The organism is Sphingosinicella sp. CPCC 101087 (assembly GCF_004151485.1).
Taxonomy (GTDB): domain Bacteria; phylum Pseudomonadota; class Alphaproteobacteria; order Sphingomonadales; family Sphingomonadaceae; genus Allosphingosinicella.
This window is the reverse complement of the sequence record NZ_SBFF01000007.1, coordinates 241,127-255,932: the sequence shown is the minus strand read 5'-3', so window position 1 is coordinate 255,932 and position 14,806 is coordinate 241,127. Positions and strand designations below refer to the sequence as shown.

Genomic DNA, 14,806 nt, shown 5'->3' with positions numbered 1-14,806 from the left:
ACTAGGAAGGCCGCCGTGGCCGATCGACCGAACTATATCACCCCCGCCGGATACCGGCGGTTGCGCGAGGAATATGAGGCATTGTTCGGAATCGAGCGGCCAAAGCTGCTCGAGACGATCGCCTGGGCGGCTGCCAATGGCGACCGATCCGAAAATGCCGATTACCAATATGGCCGCCGCCGGCTGCGCGAAGTCGATCGGAGGATCAATTTCCTTTCGCGGCGGATGGCCAACGCCAAGGTCACGGATCCGGCGCATCAGCCCGACAGGAGCCGCGTCTGGTTCGGCGCCACGGTTACCCTGGCCGACGAAGAGGACCACGAGCGGGTGGTGACGCTGGTCGGCGAGGACGAGGCCGATGCGGGTGTCGGCGCCATCAGCTGGTATTCTCCCATGGCCCGAGCGATACGCGGCGCTGCGATCGGCGACCTCCGGCGGGTCGCCCTTCCCTCCGGCGAGCGCGAATATGAGGTGATAGCAATCCGCTATCCCGATTGAAGCTCGGGCCTGGCTCGCCGCGGGCTCGTCCCGGTCCAGCGCTTGAAGGCGCGCGAAAAGGCGGCGGGGTCGGAAAAGCCGAGCCGATAGGCGGTTTCCTTGACTGACAGCCCCTGGTCCCGAACCATTTCGATCGCCTGACGGCGCCTGAGCGCGTCGAGGATCTCGGCGAAGGTGACTCCTTCGGCCTTCAGCCGGCGGTAGAGCGTCTGCCGGCTGCAGCCCAGTTGGTGCGCTACGGTGTCGATCCGTATCGGCGCGGAGCCGAGCTGCGGCTCCAGAAGGCGCTCCACCCGGCGCCGGAACGCTTCCTTCCTGGAAGCCGTCTGTCCGTCGATCGCCCTGGCAAGCTCGCGCAGGAAAAAGGAGAGCGCTGCACGTCCGCGGCCGGACCCTGCCCTTCCCGGCCGGCCGGCGATTTCCCGCTGCGTCGGGCTCTCCTGCCTAACGGCGGTGCAGCGCCACCGCCCTTCGCAGGTCCCACAGGCTTGGGACCGAATCCGTTCGATGCAACCGGCGATCATCTCTTTGGTCCCCTCGATCATGGGCCGGGCTGTCCTATTCAACTAATACGCACAGAGCTTCTCCGGGGCAAGGAAGGTCCGAATGAACGCGCTCATGTTCCTCCACATCGTCGGCGGCAGCGTCGCCTTGATCTCCGGCGCCGCGGCGCTGGCTGTTCGCAAGGGATCCGGATGGCATGCCTATGTCGGCACCGCATTCTTCCTCGGGATGCTTGTGCTGACGACGACGGGAGCGGTGATTGCGGGATTGAAGCCCGCGCGCGGCACGGCGCTCATCGGTATCCTGACACTCTATCTGGTCGTCACCTCCTGGGCGGCCGCTCGCCAGCGCGACGGCCGGCCCGGCGGACTGGAGCGTGCCGCGCTCGGAATGGTCCTGATCTGTATCGCCGGGCTGGTGACCCTCGGCCTCTTGGGCATGCGTGAGCCGACCGGGGTGATCGACCACCTCCCCTGGCAGGTTCATTTCGTCTTTGCCTCGGTGGCGGTGATGGCGGCCGCCTCCGACATCCGCTTCATCCGCCGCGGGCGGCTGTCCGGTGCGCAGCGGCTAGCGCGCCATTTGTGGCGCATGTGCACGGCCCTGCTGATCGCAACGACCTCTTTCTTCCAGGGGCAGCAGGACGAGTTTCCGGAAGCGTGGCAGGGGTCTGCCTGGTGGCACGCGCCTTCTCTCGCCGTGCTCGGCGCCATGATCTTCTGGCTGCTTCGGGTGCGCCTGTCGAAGGCCTATGCCCGATTCGCCGCCGGCGGTCCGGCGCGGCCACGCGTCAGCGAGGATCCAGCGGAGGCGAGCGCCTAACGCAGATATGCCCCGGCCGCGGCGACGAGGGCGGTGCGAATCTCCGGGTCGGTGACCCGCATGTCGCCATCCTCATCGGCATAGCGACGGAACCAGATGTTGGCGCGATGGGCGACGTCCTCGCTGACGAAGCCCTCGACGGCGTCATTGAAGCCAAGGGTGACGACCGCGCGCCCCTCCGCCGTTTCCTTCAGCCAAGGATCGAGCAACGGTACGCCTGGACCGTGCAGGTCCCCCTGCCAAGGGCGCCGCTCGCCGCTCCACTCGCTGCCGGCATAGGCATAGCCGCCAAGGGGATCATAGCCGGGGCCGCCATAGCCGTAAGGGTCGGTAGCACAGCCGGCCGCTCCGATGATCGACAATGCCGTCAGGGTCTTGAGAGCGTGCCGTCGCATCGCCAGCCTCCTCGATCTAGAGCATTTCCGGTCGGGCGGATTGCCTGACGACTCGAAAATGCGGCAACTCAACCGAATCCGGAGCATGATCCGTTCAGAAACGGACGGACGATGCTCTCGTCGAAGCCGCGTCTACCACTTTCCACCCGATCAATCCTGCGCGGCGAGACTCTTTCGCGCCGCCTGTTCCAATTCGGGACATGCGGCCGGCGGCTTGGCGGGCAGCGCCTTCGCCATCGCTTCAGCCACCGCGGTCAGGGCCGCGATCCGCGCCGACTTCTTGTTGTTGCCGTCGATCACGCGCCATGGGGCCCAGCGCGTGTCGGTGAGGTCGAACATGTCCTTCATCGCCGCAAGATAGTCGTCCCGGCGGGCGCGGTTGCGCAGATCCTCCTCGGTCACCTTCCAACGCTTCCAAGGATGGTCGAGGCGCGCCAGCAGGCGGGCATCCTGCGTCGCTTGGGTAGTGTGGAAGAAGAGCTTCACGAGCAAGGTGCCGTCGGCGACGAGCTGTGACTCATATTCGTTGATCTCGTCATAGGCGCGCCGCCATTCCGGCTCGCTGGCGAAGCCCTCGACCCGTTCCACCAGCACGCGGCCGTACCAGCTCCGGTCGAAGATCGCGACCTGGCCGGCCTTCGGCAGCCGCTGCCAGAAGCGCCACAGATAATGGCGAGCCTTCTCCTCGTCCGTCGGCGCGGCGATCGGCCAGACCCGATAGGCGCGCGGGTCGCACTCGGCGGTCAGACGCTGGATCGCGCCGCCCTTGCCGCTGGCGTCCCATCCCTCGACGACGACGATCGTCCTGCGCCTGTGGACGAGATTGGCGACGAACAGGCGCGCCAGGCGCTCCTGCAGCGAGTCGAGCTCGGCCTTGTAGTCGCCATCGAAGCTGGCGCCGGTTTCGTAATCCTGCAGGTCGATCGCCATCCGCACGATCTAGCAGGTGGCCTATTCGAGCGCCACGACCCTCGCCGGATCCTTGTCGGATGTCCCGGATGGGGGCACGATCCGGATGTGCAGCTCGCGAAGCTGCTTCATCGTCACCTCGCCCGGAGCGCCCATCATCAGATCCTCGGCGCGCTGGTTCATCGGGAACAGCACCACCTCGCGCAGATTGGGTTCGTCGGCGAGCAGCATGACGATCCGGTCGATGCCCGGCGCAGACCCGCCGTGCGGCGGCGCGCCATATTTGAACGCGTTGATCATGCCGGAGAAATTGGTGTCGACATCCTCGCGGCTATAGCCGGCGATCTCGAACGCCTTGTACATGATGTCCGGCCGGTGGTTCCGGATAGCGCCGGAGGACAGCTCCACGCCGTTGCAGACGATGTCATACTGATAGGCGAGAATGTCGAGCGGGTCCTGCGTCTCCAGCGCCTCCATGCCGCCCTGCGGCATCGAGAAGGGGTTGTGGCTGAAGTCGATCTGCTTTCGCTCCTCGTCATATTCGTACATCGGAAAGTCGACGATCCAGCAGAAGCGGAACGCTTTCTCTTCGATCAGCTGGAGCGATTCGCCGATCCGCGTCCGTGCCGCCCCGGCGAGCTTGGCCGCTTGGTCGGCCTTGCCGGCGGCGAAGAAGACTCCGTCATCGGACCCGAGGCCGAGCGCGGCGATGAGTTTCGCCGTCGACTCCTCGCCGAGATTCTTGGCGATCGGTCCGCCCGGTTCGCCATTCTTGATGTTGATGTAGCCGAGGCCGGCATGGCCTTCGCCTCGCGCCCAGTCGTTCATGCCGTCGAAGAAGCTGCGGGCGAGCGAACCGGCGCCCGGTGCCGGTATCGCGCGCACCACACCGCCGCCTTCGACGATCCTGGCGAACAGGCCGAACCCGCCACCGCGGAAATGCTCGGTGACGTCGCTGATCACCAGCGGGTTCCTGAGGTCGGGCTTGTCGGTTCCGTATTTCAGCATCGCCTCGGCGAAGGGAATTCGCGGGAAAGGCGCCGGGGTGACCGTCTTCCCGTCGGCAAACTCCTCGAACACGCCCGCGAGCACCGGCTCGATCGCCGCGAAGACGTCCTCCTGCGTCACGAAGCTCATCTCGAAGTCGAGCTGGTAGAACTCGCCGGGCGAGCGGTCGGCGCGGGCGTCCTCGTCGCGGAAGCAGGGCGCGATCTGGAAATAGCGGTCGAAGCCCGCGACCATGATCAGCTGCTTGAACATCTGTGGCGCCTGGGGGAGCGCGTAGAACTTGCCGGGATGGACCCGGCTCGGAACGAGATAGTCGCGCGCGCCCTCGGGGCTCGAGGCGGTGAGGATCGGGGTCTGGAATTCGGTGAATCCCTGGTCGATCATCCGGCGGCGGATCGAGCTGATCACCCTGCTGCGCAACAGGATGTTGTTGTGCAGCCGCTCGCGCCTGAGGTCGAGATAGCGGTAGCGAAGCCGGATCTCCTCCGGATATTCCTGGTCGCCGAACACCGGCAGCGGAAGCTCCTGCGCGGACGACTGAACTTCCACCGTCTCGGCGTGGATCTCGATCCGGCCGGTGGGCAGGTTCGGGTTCACCACCTCGGCGTCGCGCCGCACCACCTTGCCCGTCACGGTGATCACCGATTCGACCCGGACGCTCTCCAGCACCTTGAAGGCGGCGTCGGCGACGTCGGTGACGATCTGGGTGATCCCGTAATGATCGCGAAGGTCCACGAAGAGCAGGTTGCCGTGGTCGCGCTTGCGGTGGACCCAGCCCGAAAGCTTCACGTCCTCGCCGACATGGCTTTCGCGAAGCTCTCCGCAGCTGTGGGTGCGATAGGCATGCATCGTGGATCGCTTTCGGTTCTGGTCTGTTGGCTGAAGGTGCGCGAGCGCTTCGCTTCACTGGCTCGGCTTTGTCAAGCGATCAGGGAGCGTCCTGCCCAGCCGTGCCGAGGCGGACCGGCATGATTTTTCCGTCAGCAACGTTTTCAGAGCGCGCGAATTGGCTCTATGAGGGCCGCCAATGCTTATCCACCCGCTGATCACCGATTCCGATTCCCTCGAAGCCTTGTGCGAGCGTCTTTCCCGCTCGCCGTTCGTCGCCGTGGACACCGAGTTCATGCGCGAGAACACCTATTGGCCGGACCTGTGCCTGTTCCAGATCGCCAATGGCGAGGAAGCGGCGGCGATCGATCCCAAGGCCGAGAACATCGATCTCACGCCCCTGCTCAACCTGCTGGTGAACAACGAGCATGTGCTGAAGGTCGTCCATGCCGGCGGCCAGGATATCGAGATCATCTTCAACCTGACCGGCGGGACACCCCATCCGCTCTTCGATACCCAGATCGCGGCAATGGCTTTGGGTCTCGGTGAGCAGGTCGGCTACTCCAACTTGGTGGAGTCCCTGCTCGGCCGCACGCTCGACAAGGGCGCGCGCTTTACGGACTGGGCGCGCCGGCCACTCGACCGCCGCCAGATCGATTATGCGATCGGCGACGTCACCCATCTGGCCGAGCTGTTCCCCAAGATGCTCGAACGGCTTCGGCGCACCGGCCGCGGCGCATGGCTGGACCAGGAGATGGAACGGATTTCGGATCCCGCCAATTACGTCAACGATCCGGCCCAGGCCTGGAAGAAGGTGAAGATCCAGAGCCGCAAGGCCGAGGTGCTCGGGCGGCTGAAGGCCCTGGCGGCGTGGCGCGAGCTCGAGGCGCGCTCGAAGAACCTGCCTCGCGGCCGGATCATGAAGGACGAGACGATGGCCGACGTCGCCGTCCATCCGCCGACGAGCCAGGAAGGGCTCGGCCAGGTCCGCGGTCTGTCCGCCGCCTGGAAGTCCAACGATATCGGCGCCCGCATGATGGAGGCGCTCAATAATGCCGACCCCCTCCCCGCCTCGGAGATGCCGGCCCGCGACGAGCGCGGCCCCGGACTCGGCCGAGAGGGCGCACTCGTCGCCGACCTCCTGAAGCTGCTCCTCAAGGTCCGCGCTCGCGAGAGCAATGTCGCGCCCCGGCTGGTAGCACGCGCGGACGAGCTCGAGCAGCTCGCGGCGGGTCGGCGTGAGGGACTGGGCATATTGGAGGGCTGGCGCTTCGAGGAGTTCGGGCGCGACGCCCTCGATCTCGTCGAGGGGCGCCTCGCCTTCGCGATCCGGGGGGGAAAGCTGGTCATGACCCGAACCGAGCCGGAGACGATCCCATGAAGTGGTTTGCCGCAGCCTTGCTCCCGATCACCGTCGCCTGCACCACCGTGCCGCCGGGCGGCACGCCCGGCGAGCCGCCGGCCGGCGGCGGCGACTCCGGCTTCACCTGCTCGGCGGAAGGGCTCCAGGATCTGGCGGGGCAGCCGGCGACGAGCGAGCTCGGTGCCGAGGCGCTGCGCCGCAGCGGCGCGCGCACCTTGCGCTGGATCCGCCCGGGCGATGCGGTGACGATGGATTTCCGCCAGGACCGCCTGAACGTCCGTCTCGACTCTCAGAACCGGGTCGAGGCGTTCGACTGCGGCTGACAGCTTGATTGCGTTCGGGCGGTTGCCCGGACGTTCGGCGTTTCGGCGACGCGGCCTGCGAGGGTGTCAACTCGAAGCCGATTTCGCTTCCGGTTCCTCAGGCGCCGACCCGCACCTCGTGCCTCAGGCCGAACTCCGCAGCGAGATTTCTCAGCCGGCGCTCGACCGGCTCGCCGAGCAAGGCGGCGTCCGCCGAGTGGAGCCCGAGGCGCAGGACATCGCCGACGAGCGAGAGGCTGCTCCGCTCGAGGCCGACGGCAACGCCGCCGCTGAGGCGCTGCCCGAGCCGCATCGCATAGCCCCACAGCGAGGCTCGACGCAGCTGCTCCGGCGTGCACAAGGCCGCTACCTCCGGATAGGGCAGGTCGCGCCCGCCGCCGAAGCTGGAGAAGAGCGCCTGGGCGATCATCACCCGGCCCGGAGCGTCGATCGCCACCCAGTTGCCGTGCAGCGCCATGTCGACTCCCCGTTCGGCGCGGAAATCGGGATGGGCGGCCCAGGCGATGTCCGAAAGGTGGCAGGCGGCGAGTCGAAGCCGAGCCGCCTTCGGCCCGTCGTCGAACACCGGCGCGATCCAGGCGTCGAGCAAGGCGCCATGCTGGGCGAAGCGCCCGAGCCCGCTGCCCACCTCGCGCGCCGCCTCAATCAGCGGATCCAGCTTCTTCGCCTTCGGTCCGAGCTCGTCGTAGAGCAGCCCCTCGCGGATCCCGAAGCTGGAGACGATCAGCGCCGACGGACGCAGCGCATCGACCAGGGCTTCGAGCAGCTGACTGGCGACCGGAAGCGTCGGTATGCGGCTCGACGAAACCGAGGGGATGCCGCGAAGGGCCTCCCTGCCGAGCCCCGGCAGCACCTCGCGAAGCTCGCGCGGGCGGGTTGCCGCCATCGCATGTTCGTGGGTGATCGGCAGCGGATGGCCGATCAGTGCCATGTCGATTCGGGCCAGCGCGCGCCAGCTCCCGCCGACCATGTAGAAGGGTCTCCCCTCGCCGGCCCCGTCGAACCCGGCTCCGGCCACGGCCTTCGCGACCTTTCGGGCGAGCCGGTCCTCGCGTATCGCCTCACCGAGCCGAAGCACGCCGAGCGGGAGCGATACGCGGCGGGTCACTTTTCGCTTCGTCACCTCGGCGAGTTCGAGGCTGCCTCCGCCCAGGTCTCCGACGATGCCGTCAGCTTCTGGAATGGCGGATACGACGCCGAGCCCGGCGGCCTTCGCTTCCTCCTCGCCCGTCAGCACGCGCGGCTCGAAGCCGATGGCGCGGACCCGGTCGAGGAACTCCGCTCCGTTCGACGCCTCGCGCACCGCCGCGGTGGCGACGACGCGAGTGCGGACGACGCCCATCTGCCGGATCAGGCGGCGGAAGCGCTCCAGCGCGTGCAGGGCCTTGAGCTGGGCGGGTTCGCCGAGCGCTCGTGTCTCGCCCATCTCCCGGCCGAGGCCGGCCATCACCTTCTCGTTGAAGATGACCGACGGGATGCGCTTGGCGCCGGAATAGACGACCAGGCGCACGGAATTGGATCCGATGTCGATGATGGCGACCGGCTTCGAGGCGAACATGATATCGATGATGCCTAATGATGAGCGCGCGGGAGCCGCAGCTTCTTGGGAAAGGCGCCGCTCGACCGCAGGGCCGCGCCGCGACCCGACAGCGACGGGTTGGTCATGAAATAGTGATGGAGGTTGAACGCCTTCTCGTCGGGTCCCGGGTGGAGCCTGTGATAGCGGCCATCGGAATCGAGGCGCCAGCTCTGCTCGTTGTCGATCATGTTGGCGACCATCACCTGGTCGAGCAGCTGGGCCTTGGCGGTTGCGTTCTCGATCGGAACGGCGATTTCGACCCGACGGTCGAAATTGCGCGGCATCCAGTCTGCCGAGCTGATATAGACTTCGGCCTCCGGGTTCGGCAGCTCCTCGCCATTGCCGAAGCACCAGATACGGCTGTGCTCGAGGAAGCGGCCGACGATCGACTTCACTCTTATGTTCTCGGACAGGCCGGGAACGCCGGGACGCAGGCAGCAGATGCCGCGAATGACCAGGTCGATCTCCACCCCCGCGGCGCTTGCGGCATAGAGCTGGTCGATGATCGCCGGATCCACCAGCGAATTCATCTTCGCCCAGATTCCGCCCGGCCGCCCCTGCCGGACATTGTCCATCTCGCGCTCGATCAGCGTGCACAAGCGGTCGCGCATCTGCGACGGTGACATGGTGATGACCTGCAGCCCGCGCGGCTCGATGTAGCCGGTAATGTAGTTGAACATGTGCGACACGTCGTGGCCGACCCGCGGATCCGCGGTGAAGAAGCTGACGTCGGTGTAGATCCGCGCGGTCACCGGATGGTAATTGCCGGTCCCGAGATGACAATAGGTGCGGTATCCGCTGTCCTCGCGCCGGACGACCATCGACATCTTGGCGTGGGTCTTCCACTCGATGAAGCCGTAGACGACCTGGACGCCGGCCCGCTCGAGCGCCGCCGCCCACATCAGATTTTGCTCTTCGTCGAAACGGGCCTTCAGCTCGATCACCGCGGTGACCGACTTGCCGGCCTCGGCGGCGTCGATCAGCGCGCGGATCACCGCCGATTGCTTGCCGGCGCGGTAGAGCGTCTGCTTGATGGCCACGACTTCCGGGTCGGCCGCAGCCTGGCGGAGGAAGGCGAGCACGACCTCGAAGCTCTCATAAGGATGGTGGACGACGATGTCCTTGGCGCGGATCGCCGCGAAGCAGTCGCCGCCATATTCGCGGATGCGCTCCGGGAAACGCGGCGAGAACGGAACGAACTTGAGGTCCGGGCGGTCCTCCTCGACCAGCAGCTCCAGGTCGGCGATGCCGAGGAAGCCGGTCGATTCGAAAACCAGGGCTTCGCTGGCGTCGAGGCCTTCGCGGACGAGGGCGACCAGTTCGTCGGGCATGTCGGCTTCGAGCTTCAGCCGGATGACGCGGCCGCGTCGCCGCCGCTTGATGGCCGAGCGGAAGTAGCGGACCAAATCCTCCGCTTCCTCCTCGATCTCGATGTCGCTGTCGCGGATGATCCGGAAAGCGCCCCCGCCGCGCAGCTCGTAGCCCGGAAACAGGCTGGCGATCTGGCGCCGGATCACCGTCTCGATCGCGACATAGCGCGCCGCGGGGCCGGGAATCCGGATGAATCGCGGCAGCGTCGAGGGCACCATCAGCAGCTCGCGGAGCGGCTCGCCGTCGGCAATCCGCTTCAGGTCGAAAATCAGCGAGAAGCCCCGGTTGGGGATGAACGGAAAGGGGTGAGCCGGATCGATCGCCTGGGGCGTCAGCACCGGGAAGATGTGATGGTCGAAATGCTGCTTCAGCCAGGCGCCGTCATCCTCGCTTATCTCGTCATTGCCGATGACGGTGACGCCGGCCTCGCGAAGTAGTCCGCGCAGGGCGCTCCACACCTCCTGCTGGCTTGCCGTCAGCGCATCCGCCTCGGCCGCGATCGCCGCGAGCTGCTGGCCCGGGGCGAGGCCGTCGGCCGACCTTTCCTCCAGGCCGAGAAGCTGCTGTGCCTTTAGGCCGGCGACGCGGACCATGAAGAATTCGTCGAGATTGTTGCCGGAGATGGACAGGAAACGCAGCCGCTCCAGCAAGGGGTGGGATTTGTTGCACGCCTCCTCCAGCACGCGCCGGTTGAAGGCGAGCCAGGACAATTCGCGGTTGAAATAGAGTGCTTGGGCCAGGGGCGACGGGTCGCCCTCCTCCTCGGGAGTCGCCTCTGCGGCGGTTCTGGCGGCACCCTGCTCCATCGCTTCAAGCTCGACCCTTCATCCGTCCGATCAGCCCCGCCTCGTCCAGCGCCTTGCGCGCCAGCGGAACGGTCATCCGCCTATGGTGGGAAAGCATGACATGATCGAGAACGTCCACCACCTCGAGAACGGCCAGATAGGTCCGTTCGATCCGCGGCACCAGATAATCGGGCAGGTCCGGCGGCGCCGCGATGCCGCGGTCGCCGAGCAGCTTGACGATCAGTTGACCGAGCAGGAGGTCGTCGGGCGGGCCGATCTCGACCTGCGGCGTCGCTGCCAACCGGGATCTGAGGTCGGGCAACGTTACCTGCCAGCGGGGCGGCGGCGAGTCGGCAATGACGAGCAGCGGCTTGCGCCGGGCCTGGGCTTCGTTCCAGGCGTGGAACAGGGTCTCTTCGTCATGACTCTCGGCATTGTCGAACAGTCGCCCGCCGGTCTTGCGGACGAAAATGCGGCCGAGCAGGCTGCGGCCCGACTTGCGCGGTCCGGTGAGCAGGGTCGCCATGACCGGCCAAAGCGCCCAGCGGCGCAAATGCTCGAAGACCGCGCGGTTGCTTTCCGACAGAAGGAAATCTTCCTCCCGGTCGGCGACCGGCCAGTCCAGCGGCAACGCGATCTGGTTCGCCCCCATCGACACTCCCCTGGATCCTGACCGCCTCGGCCCCTGCGAATCAAGACCGATTCACCGATTAGCGCGATATTCTCAATGTATTGCCGTTGATCGCCTGCACCTGCCATCCCTGCGATTGCAGGGCAGCCTGGAAAGCGGCGGCGTCCCCGGAATAGGTCACGCGCATCACCGAGGTTCCGCCGAGCGCCAGGCTGGTGGTGATTGCCGAGGTCACGCCGCCCACCCGACTGATCGCAAGCTCCGCGCGCTGCACCGAGTCCGGGTCGGGCGTGTCGACCTGGAGATTGAAGGTCGCGATCGGCCCGACCGGAACCTGGGTGACCGGTTCGGGCAGCTCGATTTCGAGAACCGCCTCCTCGACCGCCTCCTGCACCTCGGGCTCGATGATCACCAGACTCGGATCGGGCAGCAGCACGCCAGCCTCGAGCGCACGGGTATAGATCGCGTCAATCCGCCGCACGCCCTCTTCCATCATCCGGCCGATGTCTCCGGAGGCGGGGACGCGCAGGCTGAATCGGCCGAGTATCTCGGCGTCGGGTCCGAACCGGGCGGTGAACAGGCCGAGTGCCGGGCCGCCCGGATAAAGGCGGCGCAGGTCCACTTCGGCGACGAGTATGTCGGCGGCGCCATATTGGTCGAGGAGCATCCGCCACCAGCCGCGCCCGCGGCGCCCCGCCTGGGCACGGTTGAGCAGCAAGGGATCGATGCCTGCTCCGGACGTCCGCACATAGTCGATCGGGCTCGCGGCGGTGCGGAACTGGGCCCAGGCCCGCTGCCATTCGTTCTGGAACTCGAAGCTGTAGGGCGTCGAACCCGTCGTCATCACCGGGATGACCAGCATCGGCGCCGAGCGGCGCACCAGCCCCTGCACGCCGAGCATCTGGCCCGTGCGCGCCCGGTCGAACAGCACGCCCAGACGCGCGACATAGCGCTGCGGGCCGATCTGTTCCTGTTCGATGACGATTCCGGAAACGATCGAGTTCAGCACCGAATCGGCGAGCCTCGGCGCCTGCGCCGGCGGCCGGCCGGTCGTGCGCGACCAAAGCATGCGCCAGCCTTCCGCCTGGGCTCGCCGCCAGCCTTCGACTCGTGCCTCTTCGGCATTGTCGGCGCTGACGTCGACCTGGATTCCGAGGACCTCGAAATTGCTCGTGCTGTCGATCGGGGGGATGCCGCGATCCTCCCCTTCGAGCTGGGCGTAGACGAGGCCGGCGCCCGCGACGAGCGCGAGAATGGCAGCGGGAATCGCGGCGAGGGAGAGACGGCGGAAACGCTTCACGGCCGCCTTTTGGCGAGTCGAGGGTGGAAATCCAAGCTTGTTCTCAGGCAATCACGCCAGCGGGGCCTCCAAAACCGGTTTCCACTTTCGGCGATTCCCATCTAAGCCCGCGCCGATGAGCGACCCTGAATCCTATACCTATGCCAAGGCCGGTGTGGACATCGCCGCCGGCAATGCCCTGGTCAAGGCGATCGCCCCGCTCGCCCGGGCGACGGCCCGCCCCGGCGCCGACGCGTCGCTGGGCGGCTTCGGCGGATTCTTCGATCTCAAGGCGGCCGGCTACAGCGATCCCCTGCTCGTCGCCGCCAATGACGGGGTCGGAACCAAGCTCAAGCTCGCGATCGACCATGACCGGCACGAGGGCGTCGGAATCGACCTCGTCGCGATGTGCGCGAACGATCTCGTCGTGCAGGGCGCCGAGCCGCTCTTCTTCCTCGACTATTTCGCGACCGGAAAACTCGAAGGCCAGGTAGCCGAGCGGGTGATCGCCTCGATCGCCCAGGGCTGCCGTATCGCCGGCTGCGCGCTGATCGGCGGCGAGACGGCGGAAATGCCGGGCATGTACGCGCCCGGCGACTATGATCTTGCCGGTTTCTGCGTCGGCGCCGTTGAGCGTGGCCAGGCGCTGACCGGCGACAAGGTCGCGGCCGGCGATCTCATCCTCGGCCTCGCCTCGTCCGGGGTCCATTCCAACGGCTATTCGCTTGTCCGCCGTCTTGCGGGGGATCGGGGCTGGAAGCTCGACCGCCCCGCTTTGTTCGACCAGGACCGGCTCCTGATCGACGCGCTCATGGAACCGACACGCATCTATGTTCGCGCGCTTCTCCCGCAAATCCGCGCCGGCGGCATTTCGGCCCTCGCCCACATCACCGGCGGCGGGCTGCTCGAGAATGTTCCGAGGGTGCTGCCCGAGGGGCTTCACGCGCATGTTTCCGCCGACGCCTGGCCGCAGCCGCGACTGATGGCGTTCCTCCACGCCGAGGGCAACATCGAGCCGGCGGAGATGGCGCGTACGTTCAACTGCGGCGTCGGCATGGTGGCGATCGTTCCGCCGGGCCGTGCCGCCGAGGTCGCCGACGCTCTTGCCGGAGCGGGGGAAACGGTCTTCGAGATCGGCCGGCTGGAGGAGGGCGAGCGCGGCTGCACCGTCTCCGGCGGCCGCGGCACCTGGTTCGCCCGGGACGCCTGGAGCGCCACCTTCCATGGCTGACAAGGTCCGAGTCGCGGTCCTGATCTCCGGCCGCGGCTCCAACCTGCTCGCGCTTGCCGAGCATAAGCGGCGCGATCCGGACCGGCCCTACGAGATCGTTCTGGTCGCCTCCAACGTGCCCGAGGCGCGCGGGGTGGTGCTCGCGAAGCGGCTGGGTCTCAGGACCTGGTCCTTGAGCCACAAGGGCATGGAGCGGCGCCTATTCGATCAGAAGCTCGACACGGTGCTCCGCGAGCATGATGTCGAGCTGATCGCGCTGGCCGGCTATATGCGCCTGCTGTCGCCCGAATTCGTGGAACGGTGGGAGGGCCGAATCCTGAACATCCACCCCTCCCTGCTGCCGCTGCACAAGGGTCTCGACACGCATCGGCGCGCGCTGCTCGCGGGAGACGAATATGCCGGCTGCTCGGTCCATGTCGTGACGGCGGACCTGGATTCCGGACCCGTCATCGCCCAGACGAGGGTGCGGATCCTGCCGCGCGACGATGCCGACAGCCTCGCCGCGCGGGTGCTCGAGGCGGAGCACGAGCTCTACCCGGCCGCGCTCGAACGCTATGCGCACGAGCTTCGCGGCGCCATCGGCGAGGGTCGGGAAGGCGGGTCCGATGACTGACGAAATTCCGCCCTCGCCCCCGCCTTCGAGCACGGCGGAGAAAGCGGAGGCCGCGAAGACCCGCCGGCGCTGGCTGACGCTCGCGGAGCTGCTCGGCCTCGCCGCGGTGACCATTTCCGGCCTGACCTTGTGGAACAATTATCAGCAGCGAACCGCGGAGGAAGCGGACAAGGCGGCGGCGCGCCGCCAGGCCTCGGCAGCGGCGCAGACCCTGTTGCTGCGTGGCACGCCGGACCGCGAAGGACGCAAGCTCGCCCTCGCGCCCGCGGACCCCGCCCAGACGATCCAGGATCAGCGCATTCTCTTCCCCACGCCGCTGCAGGCGGATGCGGTCGAGACGGTGAGCGAGCCGCGTATCGAGGCGGGCTGGTTCGGACGGGCATTGGTGCGGCTGCGCCGGGACGAGGCCGACCGGCGGGGCGATGCACGCTTGCCGGTCGCAATCGAAACCGGCTTCTTCGTCGGCGGCGAGCGACACACCGACGTCGCCCTCTATGATCTCGGCTATCGGATCGAGGAAGGCGGCCTGCTCGGCGGCGACGAAGTCAAGCTGCGCGGTCTTGCTCGGGTCGGTGCCGTGCCTCCCGGCGAGGCACAGGCTCGGCTGGACGCGCTCTGGCGGAGCCGGTCGGGGTCATAGACCGGGTCGCAAGTCCATGAACAAAAG

The 14,806-nt window shown here is 67.1% G+C and carries 15 protein-coding genes; 7 read left to right on the top strand and 8 right to left on the bottom strand.

Annotation, left to right across the window (positions count from 1 at the left end; all coding sequences use genetic code 11):
* Nucleotides 1-15: 15 nt before the first annotated feature.
* The gene (gene greB / locus EKM57_RS22275) at nt 16-498 is read left to right on the top strand and encodes a transcription elongation factor GreB (RefSeq protein WP_206185417.1); all 483 of its coding nucleotides are present in this window, start codon (nt 16-18) and stop codon (nt 496-498) included.
* On the opposite strand, the gene EKM57_RS12960 is transcribed toward greB, so the two are convergent.
* On the bottom strand, nt 486-1,043 hold the full coding sequence (locus tag EKM57_RS12960) for an AraC family transcriptional regulator (protein WP_129792905.1): 558 nt from the start codon (nt 1,041-1,043) through the stop codon (nt 486-488). The genes greB and EKM57_RS12960 overlap by 13 nt on opposite strands.
* Nucleotides 1,044-1,104: 61 nt before the next feature.
* Here EKM57_RS12960 and EKM57_RS12955 point away from each other — a divergent pair, with 61 nt between their 5' ends.
* Nucleotides 1,105-1,824: a DUF2306 domain-containing protein gene (locus tag EKM57_RS12955; protein ID WP_129792904.1), complete on the top strand. Its 720-nt coding sequence runs from the start codon at nt 1,105-1,107 to the stop codon at nt 1,822-1,824.
* Here EKM57_RS12955 and EKM57_RS12950 read toward each other — a convergent pair.
* The 3 genes from EKM57_RS12950 to aspS form a co-directional block, all read right to left on the bottom strand.
* A complete protein-coding gene (locus tag EKM57_RS12950; RefSeq protein WP_129792903.1) occupies nt 1,821-2,219 on the bottom strand; it encodes a hypothetical protein in 399 nt (132 codons plus the stop codon). The genes EKM57_RS12955 and EKM57_RS12950 overlap by 4 nt on opposite strands.
* A 150-nt stretch (nt 2,220-2,369) precedes the next feature.
* Entirely contained in the window at nt 2,370-3,149 is a 780-nt protein-coding gene (locus tag EKM57_RS12945; RefSeq protein WP_129792972.1) for a polyphosphate kinase 2 family protein, read from the bottom strand.
* Between the two features lie 21 nt (nt 3,150-3,170).
* Entirely contained in the window at nt 3,171-4,985 is a 1,815-nt protein-coding gene (aspS, locus tag EKM57_RS12940; RefSeq protein WP_129792902.1) for an aspartate--tRNA ligase, read from the bottom strand.
* Nucleotides 4,986-5,163: 178 nt separating this feature from the next.
* Here aspS and rnd point away from each other — a divergent pair, with 178 nt between their 5' ends.
* Entirely contained in the window at nt 5,164-6,345 is a 1,182-nt protein-coding gene (rnd, locus tag EKM57_RS12935) for a ribonuclease D (protein ID WP_129792901.1), read from the top strand.
* Nucleotides 6,342-6,650: an I78 family peptidase inhibitor gene (locus EKM57_RS12930; protein WP_129792900.1), complete on the top strand. Its 309-nt coding sequence runs from the start codon at nt 6,342-6,344 to the stop codon at nt 6,648-6,650. The genes rnd and EKM57_RS12930 overlap by 4 nt, the downstream gene beginning before the upstream one ends.
* Before the next feature lie 97 nt (nt 6,651-6,747).
* On the opposite strand, the gene EKM57_RS12925 is transcribed toward EKM57_RS12930, so the two are convergent.
* From EKM57_RS12925 to EKM57_RS12910, 4 genes are read right to left on the bottom strand one after another with little or no spacing between them, the layout of a single operon-like run.
* A complete protein-coding gene (locus EKM57_RS12925) occupies nt 6,748-8,208 on the bottom strand; it encodes a Ppx/GppA family phosphatase (protein WP_129792899.1) in 1,461 nt (486 codons plus the stop codon).
* 14 nt (nt 8,209-8,222) lie between these two features.
* Nucleotides 8,223-10,406, bottom strand: a complete 2,184-nt coding sequence (locus EKM57_RS12920) for an RNA degradosome polyphosphate kinase (RefSeq protein WP_129792898.1) — start codon at nt 10,404-10,406, stop codon at nt 8,223-8,225.
* A gap of 4 nt (nt 10,407-10,410) precedes the next feature.
* Nucleotides 10,411-11,037: a chromosomal replication initiator DnaA gene (locus EKM57_RS12915; protein WP_129792971.1), complete on the bottom strand. Its 627-nt coding sequence runs from the start codon at nt 11,035-11,037 to the stop codon at nt 10,411-10,413.
* Nucleotides 11,038-11,095: 58 nt separating this feature from the next.
* Entirely contained in the window at nt 11,096-12,316 is a 1,221-nt protein-coding gene (locus EKM57_RS12910; protein WP_243451027.1) for a heavy-metal-associated domain-containing protein, read from the bottom strand.
* A 115-nt stretch (nt 12,317-12,431) separates the two neighbouring features.
* On the opposite strand from EKM57_RS12910, the gene purM reads away from it, so the two are divergent.
* From purM to EKM57_RS12895, 3 genes are read left to right on the top strand one after another with little or no spacing between them, the layout of a single operon-like run.
* Complete coding sequence (gene purM / locus EKM57_RS12905; protein ID WP_129792896.1) at nt 12,432-13,526, top strand: phosphoribosylformylglycinamidine cyclo-ligase; 1,095 nt, start codon at nt 12,432-12,434, stop codon at nt 13,524-13,526.
* Nucleotides 13,519-14,139, top strand: coding sequence for a phosphoribosylglycinamide formyltransferase (gene purN, locus EKM57_RS12900; protein WP_129792895.1), 621 nt, complete (start codon nt 13,519-13,521; stop codon nt 14,137-14,139). The genes purM and purN overlap by 8 nt, the downstream gene beginning before the upstream one ends.
* Nucleotides 14,132-14,779, top strand: coding sequence for a hypothetical protein (locus EKM57_RS12895; RefSeq protein ID WP_129792894.1), 648 nt, complete (start codon nt 14,132-14,134; stop codon nt 14,777-14,779). The genes purN and EKM57_RS12895 overlap by 8 nt, the downstream gene beginning before the upstream one ends.
* Nucleotides 14,780-14,806: the final 27 nt, after the last annotated feature.